The following is a 20,327-nucleotide window of genomic DNA, read 5'->3' on the forward strand; positions in this document are numbered from 1 at the left end:
AAAATTTAGGAGGTTTTGCCAAGATGGTAAAAGTAGGAATTAATGGATTTGGAAGAATAGGAAGAAATGTATTTAATGCACTAGTAAAAAATTATTCAACAGAATTAGAAGTAGTAGGAATTAATGATTTAACAGATGCTGCGACACTCGCACATCTTTTAAAATATGATTCACTTTACGGAAAATTTGACGGAACTGTAGAAGCTAAAGAAAGTGCAATAGTAGTTAACGGAAAAGAAATTAAAATATTTGCAGAAAGAGAACCAAAGAATATTGACTGGAGTTCACTTGGAGTAGAAATAGTATTAGAATCAACAGGATTCTTTACAGATGCTACTAAAGCAAGCGATCATTTATGTGTAAGTGTTAAAAAAGTTCTTATATCTGCACCAGCAAAAAATGAAGATATTACAATAGTTATGGGAGTTAACGAAGAAAAATATGATTCAGCAAAACATAACGTAATATCAAATGCATCATGTACAACAAACTGTTTAGCACCATTTGCTAAAGTTTTAGACAGAGAATTTGGAATAGTTAAAGGCTTAATGACTACAATTCATTCATATACTGGAGATCAAAGATTATTAGATGCTCCACATAGTGACATGAGACGTGCAAGAGCAGCTAACCTATCAATGATTCCAACTACAACAGGAGCAGCAAAAGCAGTAGCATTAGTTTTACCACAATTAAAAGGAAAATTAAACGGATTCTCATTAAGAGTTCCAACTCCAACAGTTTCATGTACAGATTTAGTTTGCGAAGTTTCAAAGAATGTTACTGTAGAAGAAGTAAATGCAGCATTTAAGAAAGCGGCTGAAACTGAAATGAAAGGAATACTTGGTTGTTGTGAAGAACCTTTAGTTTCAATTGATTTTAAAGGAGACGAAAGATCTTCTATAGTTGATGCTATGTCAACTATGGTTATCGAAGGAAATATGGTTAAAGTTGTTTCATGGTACGATAATGAAGCAGGTTATTCAAACAGATTAGCAGATTTAACTAAATATGTTGCAGACAGACTATAAAATTTAATTTTATTATAAAACTGTAGGAAACTGTAAGTATAGTATTAAGGTCTGGTTTTATAGTTAGTCTATGGAACCGGACCTTTTTATATTTTATTAATACAAGGTACATTCAAATAAATAGTAAGATAGTAGTAAATAGTAAGATAGTAGGGTAGTCTATTTATATGAATGTGATTAAATTATAAGAAACTTGTATTATAAACCATATGGGAGGAGAATGTGTATGCAATTCAATAAAAAAACAATCGAGGATATTGAGGTTAAAGGTAAAAAAGTTTTAGTAAGATGCGATTTTAATGTACCATTAAAAGATGGGGTAATTACAGATGTAAATAGATTAGTAGGTGCAATGCCAACAATAAACTATTTGATAGAAAAAGGTGCAAAAGTTATTTTATGTTCACATCTTGGAAAACCAAGTGGAGAACCAAAACCTGAGCTTTCTTTAGCGCCAGTTGCTAAGAAATTAAGCGAAATGTTAAAAAAAGAAGTAGTCTTTGCAGCAGACCCAAATGTAGTTAGTGATAATGTAAAATCTGCCGTATCAAAAATGAAAGACGGAGATGTTCTATTATTAGAAAACACAAGATATAGAAAAGAAGAAACTAAAAATACAGAAAACTTTTCAAAGGAATTAGCGTCCATTGCAGATGTATTTGTAAATGATGCCTTTGGAACTGCTCATAGGGCTCATTGCTCTACAGTTGGAGTAACACAATTTATTGAGACTTCAGTATGTGGGTATTTAATTCAAAAGGAATTAAAATTTTTAGGGGATACAATAGAGAACCCTGTTAGACCTTTCGTAGCAATTTTAGGTGGAGCTAAGGTTTCTGATAAAATAAATGTTATCGAAAATTTGCTTGAAAAAGTTGATACTTTAATAATTGGTGGAGGAATGGCTTATACATTCTTAAAAGCTGGTGGATATTCTATCGGAAGTTCACTAGTTGAAGAAGATAAAGTACAATATGCTAAAGTTATGATGCAAAAAGCTGAGTCAAAAGGAGTTAAATTTTTAATACCTGTAGATAATATTGTTGCAGATAGATTTTCAGCTGAAGCAGAGCCAGTAGTTACTGAAAGTCAAAATATTGCTGATGGGTTTATGGGACTTGATATTGGACCTAAGACTTGTGAGATGTATAAAGGCGCTATTAGCATTGCTAAAACTATTGTTTGGAACGGACCAATGGGAGTATTTGAATTTGCGAATTTTGCAAAGGGAACAATAGCAGTAGCTGAGGCTATGTCAAAAGTTGATGGAACTACTATAATAGGTGGTGGAGATAGTGCAGCAGCTGTTAATCAATTAGGATTTGGAGATAAAATGACTCATATATCTACAGGTGGTGGAGCATCTCTTGAATTCTTAGAAGGTAAATTATTACCAGGAATTGAAGCTCTTACAAATAAATAGTTAAAGTTAAATAAGACATTTTAAATATTTTAATATACATTAATTGTTGTCCAGATAACAATACTAATAATTATTACTTACAATAAAAGAATACTTGGGGGTTTTTTGATGAGAAAAGGTATAATTGCAGGAAATTGGAAGATGAATAAAACTGTAGCTGAGGCTGTAACTTTAATTGAGGAAATGAAACCGTTAGTTAAAGATGCAAAATGTGATGTTGTAGTTTGTCCTACATTTTTATGTTTAGACGCAGTAATAAAGGCAAGTAAGGGTACAAATATAAAGGTAGGAGCTCAAAACATGCATTTTGAAGAAAATGGTGCTTTTACAGGTGAAATTGCACCAGGAATGCTAAAAGATATGGGCGTTGAATATGTTATAATTGGTCATAGTGAAAGAAGACAATATTTCAATGAAACTGATGAAACTGTAAACAAAAAGATTAAAGCTGCTTATAGCCATAGTATTATTCCTATACTTTGCGTAGGGGAAACTCTTAGTGATAGAGAAGGAAATATTACAGAAAAAGTCTTAGCTAGTCAAGTAAAATTAGATTTAGAAGGACTTACAAAAGAACAAGTGGAAAAATTGGTTATTGCTTATGAACCAATTTGGGCAATAGGTACAGGTAAAACTGCAACTGCTGATCAGGCTAATGATACAATTGCATTTATAAGAGCAACTGTTGGAGCTATGTTCGGAGCAGAAGTAGCAGAAAAAGTTAGAATTCAATATGGTGGATCTGTTAAACCAACAACTATAAAAGAACAAATGGGTAAATCAGATATAGATGGTGGATTAATCGGAGGAGCTAGCCTTAAGGCACAAGACTTCGCAGGAATAGTAAATTATTAAGATGTTATAGTAAATGAATCCACTAATGTGGCTAGACTACTTTAGTAGATGCAGCCACTTTAGTGGATTTAGCTACTTTAGTAGAGTAATCTACTTTAGTTAGTTAATTATAACTCTGAACTGTCGATACATATACATGTATTTTATTTTAGAAACAACGGATGGGGGAACAAAAATGTCAAAAAAACCAGTAATGCTAATGATTTTAGATGGATTCGGATTATCAAGTAACGTAGATGGAAATGCAGTAGTTGCGGCCAGTAAGCCAAACTATGACAGAATAATAAAGAAATATCCAAGTACGAAATTAAATGCAAGTGGCCTAGAGGTAGGACTACCAGCGGGTCAAATGGGAAATTCAGAAGTTGGCCACTTAAACATAGGTGCTGGTAGAATTATATATCAAGCACTTACGAAAATAACAAAAGAAATTGAAGAAGGAAACTTTTTTGAAAACCTTGCTTTTAATAAAGCTATAGATAAAGCTATTAAGGCAAATTCTTCGGTGCATCTTTTAGGATTATTGTCAGATGGAGGAGTCCACTCTCATATTGATCATTTAAAAGCTTTAATAAAGCTTGCTAAGGATAAAGGTGCTAAAAATGTTTATGTTCATGCATTGTTAGACGGTAGAGATGTGCAACCAGGTTCAGCACTACAATACATAGCAGAACTCGAAGAATATATGAATACAATAGGCGTGGGTAAAATTGCTACTGTATGTGGTAGATATTACGCTATGGATAGAGATAAGAGATGGGAAAGAGTTGAACTTGCATATAATGCTATGGTTTTATCTAAGGGTGAGGAAAATACCTCAGCAATAGAGGCAGTTAAAAAAGCTATCCATGATAATAAGACAGATGAATTTGTTCTTCCGACTGTTATAATGGAAAATAATAAGCCTGTTTCAGCTATAAGTAATAACGATAGTGTAATATTTTTTAACTTTAGACCGGACAGAGCTCGCGAACTTACTAGGGCATTAAATGATAAAGTATTTAATGGTTTTAAAAGAGAAACTTTAAATTTGAACTTTGTATGTACTACGCAATATGATATAACTATAGAAAACGTTGATGTAGCGTATACGCCAGAAAGTTACACTAATACGCTTGGAGAATATGTTAGTAAAATGGGTAAAAAACAGCTCCGAATAGCTGAAACTGAAAAATACGCCCATGTTACATTCTTCTTTAATGGAGGTGTTGAGGCTCCGAATGTAAATGAAGATAGAGCATTAATTCCATCACCTAAAGTAGCAACATATGATTTATTGCCAGAAATGAGTGCGCAAGAGGTTACAGAAGAATTATTAAAGAGACTAGAAACAGATGAATACGACATGATTATACTTAACTATGCTAACCCAGATATGGTAGGTCATACAGGCGTTTTTGAAGCTGCTAAAAAAGCTATAGAAACAGTGGATGAATGCCTTGGAAAAATTGTTGAGTGCGTTCTAGGCAAGGACGGCAGCGTATTTATAACTGCAGATCATGGAAACTCTGAACAAATGCTTGATTATTCGTCTGGAAAGCCAATGACAGCACATACTACAAATTTAGTTCCATTCACATACGTTTCAAATCACAGTAATGGTCTAAAAGATAGTGGAATATTGGCGGATATTGCACCAACTATGCTCCAAGCTATGGGACTCAGTATACCAAGTGAAATGACAGGAAAATCTTTAATTAAATAGGTTAAAAGAAAACTAAATTGAATAATGTATTATCTAAGATTAACTTAAGTTTCCGTAAAGTATAGGATTAACTTAAGTTAACTTAGGATATAATAACATAGAGAAAAAATTTGGAGGTTAGATAACATGAAAAACTTTATTGAAATAATTGATATTTATGCAAGACAGATTCTGGACTCAAGAGCATTTCCAACTGTTGAAGTTGAAGTAACACTCGAAGATGGAACGATAGCAAGAGCATCAGTACCATCAGGCGCTTCTACTGGCATATTTGAAGCGGTAGAGTTAAGAGATGGAGACAAGGATACATATAACGGTAAAGGAGTTTTAAAAGCCGTTGATAATGTAAACAATCTAATAGCTGAAGAGATAGTTGGAATGAATGTATATGATCAAATAGCAATTGACAAAGCAATGATAGATCTTGATGGCACACCTAATAAGGCTAAACTAGGTGCTAATGCAATTCTTGGAGTATCTCTTGCATGTGCTAGAGCGGCTGCTGAGTCATTAGGACTCGGACTATATCAATATATTGGTGGAGTAAATGCTAAGGTTTTACCAGTTCCAATGATGAACATTATAAATGGTGGAAGCCATGCTGACAATAATGTAGACTTACAAGAGTTTATGGTTATGCCAGTTGGAGCAACTTCTTTTAAGGACGCTTTAAGAATGAGTGCAGAAGTTTACCACTCATTAAAAGCATTATTAAAAACTAAAGGACTAGCGACTGGTGTTGGTGATGAAGGTGGATTTGCTCCAGATTTATCATCAAACGAAGAAGCTATAAAAATTATAATAGAAGCTATAGAAAAAGCTGGATATGTTCCTGGAAAAGATATTTATATTGCTCTTGATCCAGCAGCTTCTGAATTCTTTGAAGATGGAAAATACAACTTAGCTTCAGAAGGAAGAATATTAACTCCAGAGCAAATGGCTGACTACTATGTAGAACTTGTAAACAAATATCCAATTATATCTATTGAAGATGGAATGGCTGAAGAAGATTGGGAAGGCTGGAAGTACTTAACTGATAAAATAGGAGATAGAGTTCAATTAGTTGGAGATGATTTATTTGTAACCAACACTGACAGATTAAAAATGGGAATTGAAAGAAAAACTGCGAATTCAATTCTTATAAAATTAAACCAAATAGGTACATTAACTGAAACACTAAATGCTATAGAAATGGCTGAAAGGGCAGGATATACTGCAGTAGTTTCTCATAGATCAGGAGAAACAGAAGATACTTCAATAGCTGACTTAGTTGTAGCTATGAATGCAGGACAAATTAAAACTGGTGCCCCAGCTAGAAGCGAAAGAGTTTCTAAATACAATCAATTATTAAGAATAGAAGAAGAATTAGAAGAAATGGCTGAGTACAGAGGATTAAAAGCATTCTATAACATAAATAGATAATTAATTAAGAGTATAGTCTTTATAGGCTATACTCTTAAATTTTACAATTCATTGTAAACTGTCTTAGAGTATGCTAAAATAATTATGTATTCGATGAATTGGAGGTGTACACATGCATAGTTTTCTAGTAGTTTTACAGGTTATAACTTCAATTGCTATAATTGTATCCGTTATGATGCAACCTAGTAAATCAGATGGATTAAGTGGCCTTATAGGAGGAACTTCTGAAACTTTTTTTGCAAAAAATAAAACAAAAACAGCAGAATCAGTACTAGTAAGAATTACAGTAGTTTCAGCAATTTTCTTTGCTATAACTACAGTGATGTTAAATTTAGTTAAATAATATACTTATCTAAGTAATAATTTAGGTACAATCAAATAAATATTTTATACTTCACAGCAGTTTATTTAAAAAAATTTAATAAGCTGCATTTTTTTATATGATTTTTAAGTGTTCAGGTGATGAGTAGAGACCCAGTAGATGATTTAATAGTATATATGAATCTATGATTATTAGAGGTGAAGGATGATGAGTGAATACAGTTCTAAATTAGAAAGTAATGATATGGATTTCCTTTTTGATGGCATTTTAAGCCTTCAAACAAAGGAAGAATGCTATAGATTTTTTGAAGATTTATGCACTATAAATGAAATTAAAGCATTTGAGCAAAGGATTCAAGTAGCAAGAATGTTAGCAGATAAAAGGACCTATTTGGATATAGCAGGTGTAACAGGGGCAAGTACTGCTACAATAAGTAGAATCGGCAGAGCATTAAATTATGGTAGTGATGGGTATAAACTTATATTAGAGCGTTTGGAATTAGCGAAATAAGTGTATTCATTTTTAACGACATTTTAGATGCGGATAGAGAGGGACGGTTAATATAATATATAAGGAGTGGTTTCATGGATTTGAAAAGTTTGTTAAACAAAGAGCAGTGCGAGGCTGCAATAACAGTTGATGGCCCATTGCTAATATTAGCTGGAGCGGGATCTGGGAAAACTAGGGTTTTGACCTATAGAATTGCGCATATGATTCAGGATTTAGCTATATATCCGTCTCAAATTTTATCCATAACTTTTACAAATAAAGCGGCTGGTGAAATGAAGGACAGAGTGCGTTCTTTAGTAGGCAATATAGCGGATAATATGTGGATTTCTACCTTTCACTCTAGTTGTGTTAGGATTTTAAGGCGAGAGATAGATAGGCTGGGATATAATAAGAATTTCACTATTTATGATAGCTATGATCAAAAAAGTTTGATTAAACAGTGTATGAAGGAACTTCAAATAAATGAAAAAGATCTAACAGATTCAGAAATTTTAGGTAAAATATCGAGTGCTAAAAACGAACTTATTAGTCCACAAAAATTTAAAAAAGAAAATGAAAGCGATTATAGAAAAAACAAAATCGCTGATGTGTATGTTCTTTATCAAAAAAGACTAAAAGGTAACAATGCACTAGATTTTGATGATTTAATTTTTAAAGCAGTTGAACTCTTAAAAAATAATAAGGAAGTTTTGGATTTCTATCATTCAAAATTCAAGTACATTATGGTTGATGAGTATCAAGACACAAATAAAGCACAGTATGAGCTTATAAAGCTTTTAGTAGATGAGCGTGAAAATATATGCGTAGTTGGAGATGATGACCAATGTATTTATGCTTGGAGAGGTGCGGATGTCACCAACATCTTAGATTTTGAAAAAGATTATCCAAAGGCAAAGGTTGTTAAGCTCGAGCAAAATTATAGATCTTGCGGAAATATACTTATGGCAGCTAATGAAGTTATAAGGAATAATTCTCAAAGAAAAGATAAGGCTCTAAGGACTGAAAAAGATTGTGGAGAGAAAATTAATTTATATAGAGCGTTTACAGATAGAGACGAGTCAAATTTTGTAGCAAGTCAAATTAAGAGAATTATGACTGAGGAAAATAGAAGCTATAAGGACTTTGCGATTTTATATAGGATGAATTCTCAATCACGTATTTTTGAGGAGAGTTTCAGAAAAAATTTGATTCCATATAGAATAGTGGGAGGATTAAAATTCTATGATAGAAAAGAAATAAAGGATATAATGGCGTATTTAAAGCTTATTAATAACCCACTTGACGATATCGCTTTAAAAAGAATTATAAATGTGCCTAAAAGAAGTATAGGAGATGCAACTATTCAAAAGATTCAAGAATTTGCAACAGGTATAGATCAATGCTTGTATAGTGCTATTCTAGATGTAGATTTTATACCTACATTGACAACTAGAAATAAAGCATCTATAAATAAGTTTGTAAGTCTTATGAATAGCTTTATGGCCAAAAATGAAACAGGAACAGTCTCTGAGTTAATTAAATCTATAATAAGTGATACAGGGTATTTAAAGCAATTAGAACTTTCTAAGGAACCAGAGGATGAGAGCAGGGTAGAGAATATAAAGGAATTAGTATCAGATGCTGTAGAATTTGAAAGAACTTCAGAAGATAAGTCGCTTTTAACATTCTTAGAAGGAGTAAGTTTAGGTTCGAGCACTGATGACCCTGATGAAACAGTAGAGACTGCGGCAATGATGACTGTTCATAGTGCAAAGGGGTTAGAATTTCCAGTAGTATTTATGGTTGGTATGGAAAATGGGATATTCCCCGGCATGTCTTCGCTTAACAACTTTACTGAAATGGAAGAATCAAGGCGCCTGTGCTATGTTGCTATAACAAGGGCGGAGGAGAAGCTCTACATAACATCTGCCGAGAGTAGAATGGTATTTGGAAGAAATGTTGGGTATCAGCCTTCTGATTTTATCAGTGAAATTTCTCCGGATTTAAAAGAAGTTATCGGGGGAGCTAAGAATAGGACTGTGCAGGTATTAAAGAGAAAAAACACTGGAAATTCACAAAATTATAATCCGCATGGACTACTAAGTAAAACTTCGCCTCAAGATTATGCATCAGCTACAGCGAAAGGAAATGATCCAGGGCAGCAAAGTGTCAATAGTGAGAATGCTATGAATAGAGAAGCTACGGTAGGTAGGAAAGTTAGACATACTAAATTTGGAATAGGTACCATAGTGTCAAAATCGAGTTCTGATAATGATACAATGATTTCAATAGCGTTTGATAACATGGGAATAAAAAAGCTGATATTAGATAAAGCGCCTTTAGAAATGTTATAAGGCACATGAAAATAGGGCTAGCATACTGATTTGCTATTTATTTGAATGCGCTAAGGCATTTTGGATAAAATAGCTAGTGAGTGTGCTAGTTATTTTATTTCATATACCTAGCAGATGAACGTTGATTTCGTGGGAAAGGGTGTAGTTTATGAAAATTAGTGTAAAAGATGAAATTGAAGAATTAAAAAAGACAATTAAATATCACAGTGATAGATATTACAACCAAGATAATCCGGAAATATCAGATTATGAATATGATCAATTGATGCTTGCGCTTAAAGCAATAGAGAAAGAATATCCAGAACTTATCACATTAGAGTCCCCGACTCAAAACATAGGTGGAAACGCTAAAAGAAAAGCTGGGGTATTAGTAAAACATAATGTACCAATGCTCAGTTTGCAAGACGTATTTACAAAAGAAGAAGTCTATGCCTATGTAAATAAAATGATTGAAGAACTTAGTGATCCAACATTTGTTGTTGAACTTAAAATTGATGGTTTGTCAATGTCACTACGTTATGTAGAAGGTAAATTAACAGTAGCTGTAACTCGCGGTGATGGAATCATTCAAGGTGAGGATGTCACTGAAAATGCTAAAGTAATTGGGGATGTCGTGCGGAAACTGAAAGAGCAAGTGCCATACCTCGAGATTCGTGGTGAGGTATATATGGCAAGTGCTGCGTTTGATAAGGTTAATGAGGGGCAAGAGCTATTAGGGAAAAAGATATTTGCAAATCCTCGAAACTGTGCTGCTGGTACATTGAGGCAGTTAGATAGTAAAATAACAAAGGAAAGACAATTATCTCTGTTTATTTTTAATATTCAAGACGCCAAAGGAATTGAATTTAAAACACATACCGAAGGCTATGAATGGTTAAAAAAACAGGGTGTAAAAGTTATTGAGAATTATGTGAAATGTAAAACAGCTGATGAAGTGTGGAATACTATCCAGGCTATAGGAGAAGATAGAGGTAATTTAGCATACGATATTGACGGAGTTGTTATAAAAATTGATAACTTGGAAGATAGAAGAAAGCTTGGTAATACTTCAAAAGTTCCCAAATGGGCTATAGCATATAAGTTCCCTCCAGAAGAAAAAGAAACAAAATTGATTGATATTGAACTATCAGTAGGAAGAACTGGAAGAATTACTCCTACAGCAATTTTTGAGCCAATTCGTTTATGCGGAACTTCTGTATCTAGAGCAATTCTTCATAACCAAGATTTTATCAATGATTTAGATATAAGGATTGGAGATATAATTGTTGTATACAAATCAGGGGAGATTATCCCGAAAATTAAGGCTGTAGTCAAAGAAAAACGTTCTGAGAAGTTAAATAGATTCCAAATTCCAGACCGATGCCCGGTATGTGGAACCCCCACTGTCCGTGAAAAAGATACGGCTGATATCAAATGTACAAATCCTAACTGTATGGCTCAATTAGAAAGACACATAATTAATTTTGTTGGTCGGAATGCTATGGATATAAAAGGGTTTGGTACGGCTTATATTAAGGAACTTATCCGTTTAGAATATATTAAAGATGTAGCAGATGTATATTCACTGTTTAATTACCGCGCGGAGCTTATAGAGAAAGGTATAATTGGAAAAGAAAAGAATACAGATAAGTTACTAGATGCTATAGACAAATCAAGGGGAAATGAAGCACAAAGATTGCTGACAGGCCTCGGAATTCCTAATATTGGTAAGATAGCAGCGAAATCCATAATGAAGCATTATAAATCTATTGAATGTTTGCAAAATACAACATTGGATGAACTAATAGAGGTTTCTGATATAGGTGAAATAAGTGCTTTGTGTGTACTAAGATTTTTTGAAGATAATAAAAACAGAGAAATAATTGATAGGTTAAAAGAGTATGGCGTAAATATGGCCGTAGAAGACTCAAATCAGGTCGATAATCTATTTAACGGGTTAACATTCGTAGTAACTGGAACCCTTACGTCAATGGGGCGTAGTGATGCCACATTGATAATAGAAAATCATGGAGGAAAAGTATCAGGTTCTGTTTCTAATAAAACCAGTTACGTTTTAGCAGGCGAGAATGCCGGAAGTAAGCTTACCAAAGCTCAAGAGCTTGGAATTACAGTCATATCTGAAGAAGAACTAGTAAATATGTTAAAATAGTGTGGAAAATGTAAGAAAGACGTCAAATGACGTCTTCTTTATGTTGCGCTACTAATATTTATTTTTCACCTGGACTAGAAATATCTTCGACTTTAAAATCATCTTTAGGATATTCCTTGTGTCTCTGTTTTGAAGATGAGCTAGAGGCGTTTTGTAGAAGTTTTTCCAGTAAATAATTTTTATATCTTAACTGATTAAATATTTTAATTAATAAAATAAAGCCCCATATCGATGTAAGCATAAAAATTAACATGGAAAATATAGAAAAAATTCTTATAGTCAGGATTAACATGGAATAGGCCTCCTAAATACTTACATATATAAAATCTGTAAGTACATATTAATATAATAATGTACATTAAGATAAATAACAAGTCAATTTTACACAGTATAATGATTATATGTATTCATTTATATAATATATAGTTAAAATATATTACAGAATTAAGCGCAAAAAAAAAGTGTATATTGCGTATAATGCATTGAAACAAGCTTTAGAACTTCTTATTTTATTTTTAATTAAGATACGTTAAGAAAAACATATGTTTGAGCGACAGCGAGTTTATGTTTTTCACGAGATTAATTGAAAATAAAATTAGTAGTTCTTAGCGAAGTGAATGCATTAATAGTAATATATACTTTTTTATTTTTTATTGGATATTTGATTATTTCATATATGAAAAGTTAATACTCTTAATAATACACATATTGGGGGTAATTATGAAAAAGTTATTATGTATAATGTTGATTTTTATGACGATGCTAACCAGTGGATGTATTCAAAAGAAAGTAAAAACAACAACATCTAGAAAATATTTAGTTTATAACTTGGGAGAATTGCCGGCAGACTTGCTTATGACAAATAATGATAGTGTTCGCGAAAAAGACTTGTTATTAGTTTTATTTGAAGGATTAGTAAGAGAAGATAAAGATGGTAAAATTGTACCTGCCATGGCAGAAAAAATTGAGGTTAGTAAGGACAAAATAGGGTATACCTTTAAATTAAGAAAAGATCTACATTATAACGATGGAACGTCTATAAAAGCTGATGATTTTAAAAGGTTCTTTCACAACATTTTATTGGAAAAAGGAAATATTTTTGCTAAGCAATTATATTGCATATTTGGGGCTAAGGATTTTAGTGCAGGAAAAGTAGATTTTGAAAATGTTGGTATTGTTGCAAAGGACGATTTAACATTAGAGATAAGGCTAAATAATCCTAATGAGAACTTTATAAATATCCTTAGCAATCCAGTTTTCACTTTAAGGGGAAATAATATGGATACAAGGAACTGGAAAGATAGCTACAGTCAAATTCAATATAGTGGTCCATTTATTATAAAAGAGGTAAACAAAGATGGAGAAATAAAATTAGTAAAGAACGAAAAGTATTGGAGAGCCAATGAAATTGTTAGTAATGAAATGCTATTTACTTCTATAAAGGATGAAGAGAAAGCTTTAGCAAATTTTGAAACTTCGCAGTATAGTGATACCTCAAAAATTGATGTACTTGTAAGTCCACCAATAAGTGAAGTAAGTGCCCTTAGCACGGAAAATAAAACTGAAGTTAAACTATCGCAGAGTATGTATTATATGAATTTCAATCTAAAAACTAAAAATATACTAGAAAAAAGAGATTCAGTGGATATAAATTTTAGAAATGCAATTGGTTCAATTATAGATCGGGAATTAATTATAGAAACTATATCAGAAGATGTAGCAGTTCCAACAATAAATTATACACCTTTTACTAGGTCTAATGACAAAAGTGGTAAAGTGATTTTTAATGCATCCCAGAATAAAATTAAAGGCTTAGAATATTTAAAAAAAAGTAGTAATTATGAAGAAAAACAAGAATTAGTTATGGTATATGAAAATAAAAATTTTGATACTAAAATAAGCAAGGAAATAGCTAAAAATATTAAAGAATATTTAGGTATAAAGGTAGTGTGCACTGGATACACAAAAGATGAACTCGAAAAAGTACTTAAAGAGGGAAATTATGATATAGTATTTTCAAAAAATGATGAGGAATATGGAGACATTTATAAATTCTTTACTAGATGGACATCATATTCAAAAGATAATATTTATGGATATAAGAGTTCGGATTATGATAAAACTATAGAAAAAGCATTGATGGAGAAAACCGATAAAAATAAAGTAACAATTTATAATCATGCACAATCTATATTAGCAAAAGACTTACCATGTATACCTATATATATAGGCAATACAGTTATTTGTAAAAGAGAAAATATTAAAGATATCTATTTAACTAAAAGTGGGAATTTAGTGTTTGATTATGCTTATAAAGAGGCTAAGAATGATTCCAAATAAAATTAAGCTTTTTTTCTTATACTATGCTAATAAAAGTATATATTGCGTAGAATGCATTTTAGCCATATATACTTTTTTGTTATAGCATAATATAAGAGAAAATTATTAACTCTTAATATTAGTGAGTGTGGAAAAATATTGTTAAGAAGAATATAAACATATTTTTGCTGCTATCAAAAGATAACTTACTTTGCTTAAAGCTCTCCTTTCGTTTATTGTATACCACATTTTTAATGAATATAGAAGCTAATTCATTGGTTTCAGGTGTGGGGATTTCAGGCATTCTAAAATCATCCTCTTGTATCAAATCCTCTGATTTTAGTGAAAAATCCCTGTAATGTTCAGCGTTATCTAAAGAGGGGGACTCAGGCCAGCTTAAAATTATACCAGAATCCAAAATTTGATGTTTGAAAATATCCTGAAGCATGAAAGAATTATCTTCAATATTGTTAAAATCAGAATATATGATTTGGCTGTAAATGTATAATAAGAGCTCATCACAAGTATAATTTGTCTCTTTATCAGCACTTTCCTTTAGCAAGATACCTTTATCGGCATCGTATAAGTCTGTAAGCTTTTCATATAAATCGTCACTAGTATCTTTAAATTTAAGAATTAATGTATTATTATACATAAGCGTACAGTTTATAAAAAGCATACAGGAATGATCTAATTTAGCATTAACAATTAAGGATGGCTTAGCATTATATTGATCTATAAGCAAATCTAAAAAATCTAGCAATAGGGTTTCGCATAGTTCTAAGCCGGAGTACTTATAAAAAATATTTAATGCTAAGCATATCTTATTGAGTTCCTCAAAAGAAACATTGTAAATTTCTTCCTTATACTGAGAAAACATATCTAGGATATCTAGAGCAAATTGTTTATATTCATGCTCTTGTTTTACGTTATTATAAGTAGAATATTTGTAGTAAGCAGACATCATAAAGGCTTGATCAGAAAATTTGAATTTATTGTTTTTATCTTCAAAATTAAATTCTTGGTTTAATGGATTAGTTAAATCTTTTTTGTCAACAAAGAGCCCATCTTTATTTCGAAAATAAGAAGCATAAAATTCTAATTGTTCTTTGCAAAGTTTAAGGTAAATAGAGCTTAGATCATATTTTGTATCATCGACGTCCTTAAAGTTATTATAATAGTCTACGAGTTCCAGTAGTGATAAAGTCATGAATGCATTACTATTAACAGTTATTTCTTTCTTTACTTTGTTCTCATTCCAATTTAACATGCCTTCTTTCGATTTTAATTTAGCATCTGCTTTTTTGTAAACACATAAAAGTGGAGAATTTAAATTAATTGTGTTAATATCAATCTTAGAAAAGGATTTAGATTTTAAATCGCGTGAGGGAATATATATGCCACATTTAGAATCGAAAACTATATCCTTTAATGATTCTTTTGATAAGTAGAAAAATTGATTTTTTATGTTAGTTTTGTTTAATGTATTGGTTTTTAAAAAAGGTCCTAGAAAATTCAACATAACACCACCATATAATTAGTACTTATATAGATAATATGATTACAATTGTTAAAATGTGCTAGATTTATGAAATTAGAAAGGAAGAATTTAAATGAAAGTTGGAAAATTAAATTGGGATGACTTAAAACAAATAATTGACAACAATAAAAGTGTTGTCCGGGGCGATGTAAGAATTAGAAGTGGAATAGGCGAAGACTGCAGTGTAGTAAATTTTGGCGAATATGAGTGCGTAGTATCTACAGATCCAATAACCGGAGCTGATAAAAATATGGGCAAATTAGCAGTTCATATAAATTGCAATGATATAGCTTCTTGTGGAGTTGAGCCTGTAGGCATTTTAGTTACAATTCTTGTACCGCCAACAGCGACGATAGAAGATATAAAAAATATTATGAGTGAAATTGATGAAGAGACAAAAAAACTGAATGTGGAGATATTAGGTGGACATACTGAGGTTACAGAAGCTGTAAATAAAATAATAGTTTCATGCACTGCTATAGGAAAAGGGAAAGCACAAGGTGCTGTGGCAACTTCAGGTGCAAAAATCGGAGATGAAATTGTCGTTACCAAACTGCTTTGTATGGAAGGAACTTCAATTATAGTAAATGATCATTTAGACAGGATACAAGGCGTTTTAACTCCTAAAGAAATAGAAGTAGCTAAAGACTATATTAGTAGTATTAGTGTGGTTAATGAAGGACGTATAGCAGGAGAGTTCGGGGTTAATTCTATGCATGATATAACTGAAGGTGGTGTTCTAGGAGCATTATGGGAAGTTGCGGAGGCTAGCAATTTAGGATTTAAGGCGTATAGTGATAAAATGCCAATTAGTGATATTACATATAAAATATGTGAAAGACTTAATATTGACCCTTTGAAATTTATATCTTCTGGAAGCATGCTAATAACGGTGGCGTCTGGGAAAGAATTGGTGGATAAATTAAATAGCAATGGAGTACAAGCTACGGTAATAGGAAAAATGACTGCGTCTAGAGGGATATTAGTAAAAGATGAAACTTGCAAAGATGTTTTGCCCCCTACTAGAGATGAGTTATTTAGTATATAATTTTTAAAATAGATTACTTTTAGAGTAGATAATGATTACTAATTATTATCTACCCTAGAGAGTTGTGAGGAGTATACAATGAGAAGATTAATAGTTGCTAGTAATAATGACCATAAAATTAAGGAAATAAAAGAAATATTATCACGGTTTCCTTTTGAAGTACTATCTTTAAAAGAAGCCAATATTAACATTGATGTAGAGGAAACAGGAAGCACTTTCATGGAGAATGCAGATATAAAGGCAAGTGAAATTTTCAAAATAGCCCATGGGAATATGGTACTTGCCGATGATTCGGGATTAGCAGTAGAATCATTAAATGGAGCTCCAGGCATTTTTTCAGCGAGGTTTGCGGGGGAACACGGAAATACTAAAGCGAATAATGAAAAATTATTGCACCTTTTAGATGGCAAAACAGAAGAACAGCGAAAAGCTAAATTCATTTGCGCAATGGTACTTATAATTAATAAAGATGAAATAGTAAAAGTACAAGGAGAGTCAGAGGGGATAATCACAGCAGATTTTAGAGGTGAAGAAGGTTTCGGATATGACCCGCTATTTTTTGTGGAAAAATTCAATAAAACTTTTGCACAGATGGAAAGTAATGAAAAAAACGCTATAAGTCATAGGGGAAGGGCACTAGATAAACTAAAAGGTGAGCTTGAAAAATTAATATATGATGTATAATTATTAGGCATCTCAAAAAAAGTCTAAGATGCATACGTTATATTAATGAAGAGGGTGATTTTAAATGAGAATAGGTGTTATAAGCGATACACATGGCATTATTAGCAGCATAGAACGGCTAGGATGCGAAATAAAGGGATTAGATGTGTTGATTCACTTAGGCGATAATGTAGACGACATATCCATTATAAGAAAGCATTATAATGGAGAAATAATTAATGTTAAAGGCAATTGTGATTTTTCTACAAGTACACCTAATGACAGGGTAAAAGAAATTTGCTTAAAAAAATTTTTTTTAACTCATGGACATAGATATAGTGTAAAAGAGAGTTTGGCTAAATTAAGATATAAGGCTTTAGAAACGGGGGCTGACATAGTCTTGTATGGACATACACATATTGGAAAAATAGATTTTGAAGAAGGAATATGGTATATAAATCCTGGAAGTGCGTCACTACCAAGAGATGGAGCTCGGAGCTTTGCTATTATAAGTATCAACCAGGGATGCATAGAGCCAAATTTGATAAGATTCTAGTTGTTTATAGCTAGGTATTTTAAATGTGAACTTCTAAAATTTTAGTTTTTTTAATCAGACTAAAATAAGTTAAAATAAAAAATAACAGGTTGATAGGATTTATTTTAATATTAAAATGAGAAAGTTTTAAAAAAAGTATTGACGTATTAAAACATATGGTGTAGAATAATCCATGTCGTCAGAAAAAATCATTGAATTTAAATGGTTATGAGGTCAGGATTAATTTAGGACATTAAATGGTTTTAAAGTTTAATGGGTAGCGGGGTGTAGCGCAGCTGGGAGCGCGCGTGGTTTGGGACCATGAGGTCGCAGGTTCAATCCCTGTCACCCCGACCACTATATGCGGGTATAACTCAATGGTAGAGTGTTAGCCTTCCAAGCTAATTACGAGGGTTCGATTCCCTCTACCCGCTCCAAATATATTAATGTTTATTTAAACACTAATATACAAGCATCTTTAGCTCAGTTGGATAGAGCAACGCCCTTCTAAGGCGTGGGCCAGGGGTTCGAATCCCTTAAGATGCACCATACGGTGGACGTAGTTCAGTTGGTAGAGCGCCAGTTTGTGGTACTGGTTGTCGTGGGTTCGAGTCCCATCGTCCACCCCATTTAATGCTGGGGTATCGCCAAGCGGTAAGGCACCACACTTTGACTGTGGCATCCGTAGGTTCAAATCCTGCTATCCCAGCCAATAAGGTTTACTAGCTCAGTTGGTAGAGCACATGACTTTTAATCATGGTGTCCGGGGTTCGATTCCCCGGTAAGCCACCAAAATAGTAATAATATGCAGGTGTGGCGGAATTGGCAGACGCACTAGACTTAGGATCTAGCGCCTTCGGGTGTATGGGTTCAACTCCCTTCACCTGCACCATTACTATTTACAAATGAATTACTATGTATAAAAACAATAATATGCGGGGGTGGCTCAGTGGTAGAGCGTCACCTTGCCAAGGTGAACGTCGCGAGTTCGAATCTCGTCTCCCGCTCCAAATATGTTTATACATATTAGTTTAAGTATACAAGCATCTTTAGCTCAGTTGGATAGAGCAACGCCCTTCTAAGGCGTGGGCCGGGGGTTCGAATCCCTTAAGATGCACCAATATGCGTCATTAGCTCAGTTGGTAGAGCACCTGACTCTTAATCAGGGTGTCCGGGGTTCAAGCCCCCGATGTCGCACCATTTTTTAATATATGCCGGGGTGTAGCGCAGCTGGGAGCGCGCGTGGTTTGGGACCATGAGGTCGCAGGTTCAATCCCTGTCACCCCGACCATTAAAATATAATATGCGGGTATAACTCAATGGTAGAGTGTTAGCCTTCCAAGCTAATTACGAGGGTTCGATTCCCTCTACCCGCTCCAAATATGTTAACGTTCAACTGAGCATTAACATATAAGCGTTTTTAGCTCAGTTGGATAGAGCAACGCCCTTCTAAGGCGTGGGCCAGGGGTTCGAATCCCTTAAGACGCACCATACGGTGGACGTAGTTCAGTTGGTAGAGCGCCAGTTTGTGGTACTGGTTGTCGTGGGTTCGAGTCCCATCGTCCACCCCATTTAAAAATAAAATTACAAATAAAGGGTATTGTATTAGAAAATAATATAACCTTAATAAATTTAAAATTCCCAATACGGTGGACGTAGTTCAGTTGGTAGAGCGCCAGTTTGTGGTACTGGTTGTCGTGGGTTCGAGTCCCATCGTCCACCCCATTTAAAATTGGGATGCCTTTCAAAACCGTAAGGCATCGGACTCTTTACTTAGATGTATAGGTTTGAATTTAACTAATAAGGTTTACTAGCTCAGTTGGTAGAGCACATGACTTTTAATCATGGTGTCCGGGGTTCGATTCCCCGGTAAGCCACCAAAATAGTAATAATATGCAGGTGTGGCGGAATTGGCAGACGCACTAGACTTAGGATCTAGCGCCTTCGGGTGTATGGGTTCAACTCCCTTCACCTGCACCAAATACTATTTATAAAAACAACAATATGCGGGGGTGGCTCAGTGGTAGAGCGTCACCTTGCCAAGGTGAACGTCGCGAGTTCGAATCTCGTCTCCCGCTCCAAACATGCGGGTATAACTCAATGGTAGAGTGTTAGCCTTCCAAGCTAATTACGAGGGTTCGATTCCCTCTACCCGCTCCAATAAAAGTCTTTAGTATTTATACTAAAGACTTTTTAAAAATTATTTTATTATGCGCCCATAGCTCAGTTGGATAGAGTGGCAGACTTCGAATCTGAAGGCCGTGGGTTCGACTCCCTCTGGGCGCACCACCAAAGCCTTGCAAACACTAAGTTTGTAAGGCTTTTACTTTTGCCCTCTTTTGACCCTTATAAAATTTTATGAAAAAATGAGGGTTATTTTGACCCCATATAATTATACAAGTCATTAAGTTTTGTATCAGCCTTCACCTTCATAATCTCAAGTACATGAGTATAGGTGTTTAAGGTAATAGA

At 33.3% G+C, this 20,327-nt stretch carries 15 protein-coding genes and 20 tRNA genes; 33 read left to right on the forward strand and 2 right to left on the reverse strand.

What is annotated here, in order from left to right; translation table 11 throughout:
* The first annotated feature begins 23 nt into the window (after positions 1–23).
* The 9 genes from gap (at position 24) to ligA (ending at position 11,750) form a co-directional block, all read left to right on the forward strand.
* Positions 24–1,031 (forward strand): type I glyceraldehyde-3-phosphate dehydrogenase, encoded by a 1,008-nt coding sequence (gap, locus tag KTC92_RS16290; RefSeq protein ID WP_165412698.1) that lies wholly within the window; start codon positions 24–26, stop codon positions 1,029–1,031.
* 226 nt (positions 1,032–1,257) lie between these two features.
* A complete protein-coding gene (locus KTC92_RS16295; RefSeq protein ID WP_220286095.1) occupies positions 1,258–2,454 on the forward strand; it encodes a phosphoglycerate kinase in 1,197 nt (398 codons plus the stop codon).
* Positions 2,455–2,562: 108 nt separating this feature from the next.
* Positions 2,563–3,309, forward strand: coding sequence for a triose-phosphate isomerase (gene tpiA, locus KTC92_RS16300; protein ID WP_220286094.1), 747 nt, complete (start codon positions 2,563–2,565; stop codon positions 3,307–3,309).
* A 175-nt stretch (positions 3,310–3,484) separates the two neighbouring features.
* Positions 3,485–5,014 (forward strand): 2,3-bisphosphoglycerate-independent phosphoglycerate mutase, encoded by a 1,530-nt coding sequence (gene gpmI, locus KTC92_RS16305; RefSeq protein ID WP_216301900.1) that lies wholly within the window; start codon positions 3,485–3,487, stop codon positions 5,012–5,014.
* Between the two features lie 126 nt (positions 5,015–5,140).
* Positions 5,141–6,436, forward strand: a complete 1,296-nt coding sequence (gene eno / locus KTC92_RS16310; protein ID WP_165412702.1) for a phosphopyruvate hydratase — start codon at positions 5,141–5,143, stop codon at positions 6,434–6,436.
* 112 nt (positions 6,437–6,548) lie between these two features.
* A complete protein-coding gene (gene secG / locus KTC92_RS16315; protein ID WP_216301901.1) occupies positions 6,549–6,779 on the forward strand; it encodes a preprotein translocase subunit SecG in 231 nt (76 codons plus the stop codon).
* Positions 6,780–6,965: 186 nt separating this feature from the next.
* Positions 6,966–7,268 (forward strand): YerC/YecD family TrpR-related protein, encoded by a 303-nt coding sequence (locus KTC92_RS16320; protein WP_216301902.1) that lies wholly within the window; start codon positions 6,966–6,968, stop codon positions 7,266–7,268.
* 74 nt (positions 7,269–7,342) lie between these two features.
* Entirely contained in the window at positions 7,343–9,601 is a 2,259-nt protein-coding gene (gene pcrA / locus KTC92_RS16325; RefSeq protein WP_216301903.1) for a DNA helicase PcrA, read from the forward strand.
* 154 nt (positions 9,602–9,755) lie between these two features.
* On the forward strand, positions 9,756–11,750 hold the full coding sequence (gene ligA, locus KTC92_RS16330; protein WP_220286202.1) for an NAD-dependent DNA ligase LigA: 1,995 nt from the start codon (positions 9,756–9,758) through the stop codon (positions 11,748–11,750).
* 58 nt (positions 11,751–11,808) lie between these two features.
* On the opposite strand, the gene KTC92_RS16335 is transcribed toward ligA, so the two are convergent.
* Positions 11,809–12,042 carry a hypothetical protein gene (locus tag KTC92_RS16335; protein WP_220286093.1) on the reverse strand — a complete coding sequence of 78 codons (234 nt, stop codon included), beginning with the start codon at positions 12,040–12,042 and terminating at the stop codon, positions 11,809–11,811.
* A 428-nt stretch (positions 12,043–12,470) separates the two neighbouring features.
* On the opposite strand from KTC92_RS16335, the gene KTC92_RS16340 reads away from it, so the two are divergent.
* Complete coding sequence (locus KTC92_RS16340; protein ID WP_220286092.1) at positions 12,471–14,090, forward strand: peptide ABC transporter substrate-binding protein; 1,620 nt, start codon at positions 12,471–12,473, stop codon at positions 14,088–14,090.
* 118 nt (positions 14,091–14,208) lie between these two features.
* Here the strand turns inward: KTC92_RS16340 and KTC92_RS16345 are convergent, their stop codons facing one another.
* The gene (locus KTC92_RS16345; protein WP_253198076.1) at positions 14,209–15,591 is read right to left on the reverse strand and encodes a hypothetical protein; all 1,383 of its coding nucleotides are present in this window, start codon (positions 15,589–15,591) and stop codon (positions 14,209–14,211) included.
* A gap of 91 nt (positions 15,592–15,682) precedes the next feature.
* Here KTC92_RS16345 and KTC92_RS16350 point away from each other — a divergent pair, with 91 nt between their 5' ends.
* The 23 genes from KTC92_RS16350 (at position 15,683) to KTC92_RS16460 (ending at position 20,144) form a co-directional block, all read left to right on the forward strand.
* Positions 15,683–16,657 carry an AIR synthase family protein gene (locus tag KTC92_RS16350; RefSeq protein WP_220286091.1) on the forward strand — a complete coding sequence of 325 codons (975 nt, stop codon included), beginning with the start codon at positions 15,683–15,685 and terminating at the stop codon, positions 16,655–16,657.
* A gap of 78 nt (positions 16,658–16,735) precedes the next feature.
* Positions 16,736–17,341: an XTP/dITP diphosphatase gene (locus KTC92_RS16355; RefSeq protein ID WP_220286090.1), complete on the forward strand. Its 606-nt coding sequence runs from the start codon at positions 16,736–16,738 to the stop codon at positions 17,339–17,341.
* A gap of 64 nt (positions 17,342–17,405) precedes the next feature.
* Entirely contained in the window at positions 17,406–17,876 is a 471-nt protein-coding gene (locus KTC92_RS16360) for a metallophosphoesterase (protein WP_216301908.1), read from the forward strand.
* A gap of 260 nt (positions 17,877–18,136) precedes the next feature.
* Positions 18,137–18,212: transfer RNA gene (locus tag KTC92_RS16365), tRNA-Pro, on the forward strand.
* Positions 18,213–18,218: 6 nt separating this feature from the next.
* Positions 18,219–18,292: transfer RNA gene (locus tag KTC92_RS16370), tRNA-Gly, on the forward strand.
* A gap of 35 nt (positions 18,293–18,327) precedes the next feature.
* Positions 18,328–18,404, forward strand: a tRNA-Arg gene (locus tag KTC92_RS16375).
* A gap of 4 nt (positions 18,405–18,408) precedes the next feature.
* Positions 18,409–18,484: transfer RNA gene (locus KTC92_RS16380), tRNA-His, on the forward strand.
* Positions 18,485–18,492: 8 nt separating this feature from the next.
* Positions 18,493–18,567: transfer RNA gene (locus tag KTC92_RS16385), tRNA-Gln, on the forward strand.
* Positions 18,568–18,571: 4 nt separating this feature from the next.
* Positions 18,572–18,647: transfer RNA gene (locus KTC92_RS16390), tRNA-Lys, on the forward strand.
* Between the two features lie 15 nt (positions 18,648–18,662).
* Positions 18,663–18,747: transfer RNA gene (locus KTC92_RS16395), tRNA-Leu, on the forward strand.
* Between the two features lie 43 nt (positions 18,748–18,790).
* Positions 18,791–18,865, forward strand: a tRNA-Gly gene (locus KTC92_RS16400).
* Positions 18,866–18,898: 33 nt separating this feature from the next.
* Positions 18,899–18,975 (forward strand) — tRNA-Arg (locus KTC92_RS16405).
* 4 nt (positions 18,976–18,979) lie between these two features.
* Positions 18,980–19,055 (forward strand) — tRNA-Lys (locus KTC92_RS16410).
* Between the two features lie 15 nt (positions 19,056–19,070).
* Positions 19,071–19,146 (forward strand) — tRNA-Pro (locus KTC92_RS16415).
* Positions 19,147–19,160: 14 nt separating this feature from the next.
* Positions 19,161–19,234: transfer RNA gene (locus tag KTC92_RS16420), tRNA-Gly, on the forward strand.
* A gap of 35 nt (positions 19,235–19,269) precedes the next feature.
* Positions 19,270–19,346, forward strand: a tRNA-Arg gene (locus KTC92_RS16425).
* 4 nt (positions 19,347–19,350) lie between these two features.
* A tRNA-His gene (locus KTC92_RS16430) sits at positions 19,351–19,426 on the forward strand.
* Positions 19,427–19,504: 78 nt separating this feature from the next.
* Positions 19,505–19,580 (forward strand) — tRNA-His (locus KTC92_RS16435).
* A 79-nt stretch (positions 19,581–19,659) separates the two neighbouring features.
* A tRNA-Lys gene (locus KTC92_RS16440) sits at positions 19,660–19,735 on the forward strand.
* Between the two features lie 15 nt (positions 19,736–19,750).
* A tRNA-Leu gene (locus KTC92_RS16445) sits at positions 19,751–19,835 on the forward strand.
* Positions 19,836–19,861: 26 nt separating this feature from the next.
* A tRNA-Gly gene (locus tag KTC92_RS16450) sits at positions 19,862–19,936 on the forward strand.
* Positions 19,937–19,941: 5 nt separating this feature from the next.
* A tRNA-Gly gene (locus KTC92_RS16455) sits at positions 19,942–20,015 on the forward strand.
* Between the two features lie 52 nt (positions 20,016–20,067).
* Positions 20,068–20,144, forward strand: a tRNA-Arg gene (locus KTC92_RS16460).
* The last annotated feature ends 183 nt before the right edge of the window (positions 20,145–20,327 follow it).

Source organism: Clostridium sp. CM027 (assembly GCF_024730565.1).
GTDB classification, from domain to species: domain Bacteria; phylum Bacillota; class Clostridia; order Clostridiales; family Clostridiaceae; genus Clostridium_AD; species Clostridium_AD estertheticum_B.

Coding starts and splice junctions, on each gene's coding strand:
- gap (WP_165412698.1), top strand. CDS start 24: ATGGTAAAAGTAGGAATTAATGGATTTGGAAGAATAGGAAGAAATGTA.
- KTC92_RS16295 (WP_220286095.1), top strand. CDS start 1,258: ATGCAATTCAATAAAAAAACAATCGAGGATATTGAGGTTAAAGGTAAA.
- tpiA (WP_220286094.1), top strand. CDS start 2,563: ATGAGAAAAGGTATAATTGCAGGAAATTGGAAGATGAATAAAACTGTA.
- gpmI (WP_216301900.1), top strand. CDS start 3,485: ATGTCAAAAAAACCAGTAATGCTAATGATTTTAGATGGATTCGGATTA.
- eno (WP_165412702.1), top strand. CDS start 5,141: ATGAAAAACTTTATTGAAATAATTGATATTTATGCAAGACAGATTCTG.
- secG (WP_216301901.1), top strand. CDS start 6,549: ATGCATAGTTTTCTAGTAGTTTTACAGGTTATAACTTCAATTGCTATA.
- KTC92_RS16320 (WP_216301902.1), top strand. CDS start 6,966: ATGAGTGAATACAGTTCTAAATTAGAAAGTAATGATATGGATTTCCTT.
- pcrA (WP_216301903.1), top strand. CDS start 7,343: ATGGATTTGAAAAGTTTGTTAAACAAAGAGCAGTGCGAGGCTGCAATA.
- KTC92_RS16335 (WP_220286093.1), bottom strand. CDS start 12,042: ATGTTAATCCTGACTATAAGAATTTTTTCTATATTTTCCATGTTAATT.
- KTC92_RS16340 (WP_220286092.1), top strand. CDS start 12,471: ATGAAAAAGTTATTATGTATAATGTTGATTTTTATGACGATGCTAACC.
- KTC92_RS16345 (WP_253198076.1), bottom strand. CDS start 15,591: ATGTTGAATTTTCTAGGACCTTTTTTAAAAACCAATACATTAAACAAA.
- KTC92_RS16350 (WP_220286091.1), top strand. CDS start 15,683: ATGAAAGTTGGAAAATTAAATTGGGATGACTTAAAACAAATAATTGAC.
- KTC92_RS16355 (WP_220286090.1), top strand. CDS start 16,736: ATGAGAAGATTAATAGTTGCTAGTAATAATGACCATAAAATTAAGGAA.
- KTC92_RS16360 (WP_216301908.1), top strand. CDS start 17,406: ATGAGAATAGGTGTTATAAGCGATACACATGGCATTATTAGCAGCATA.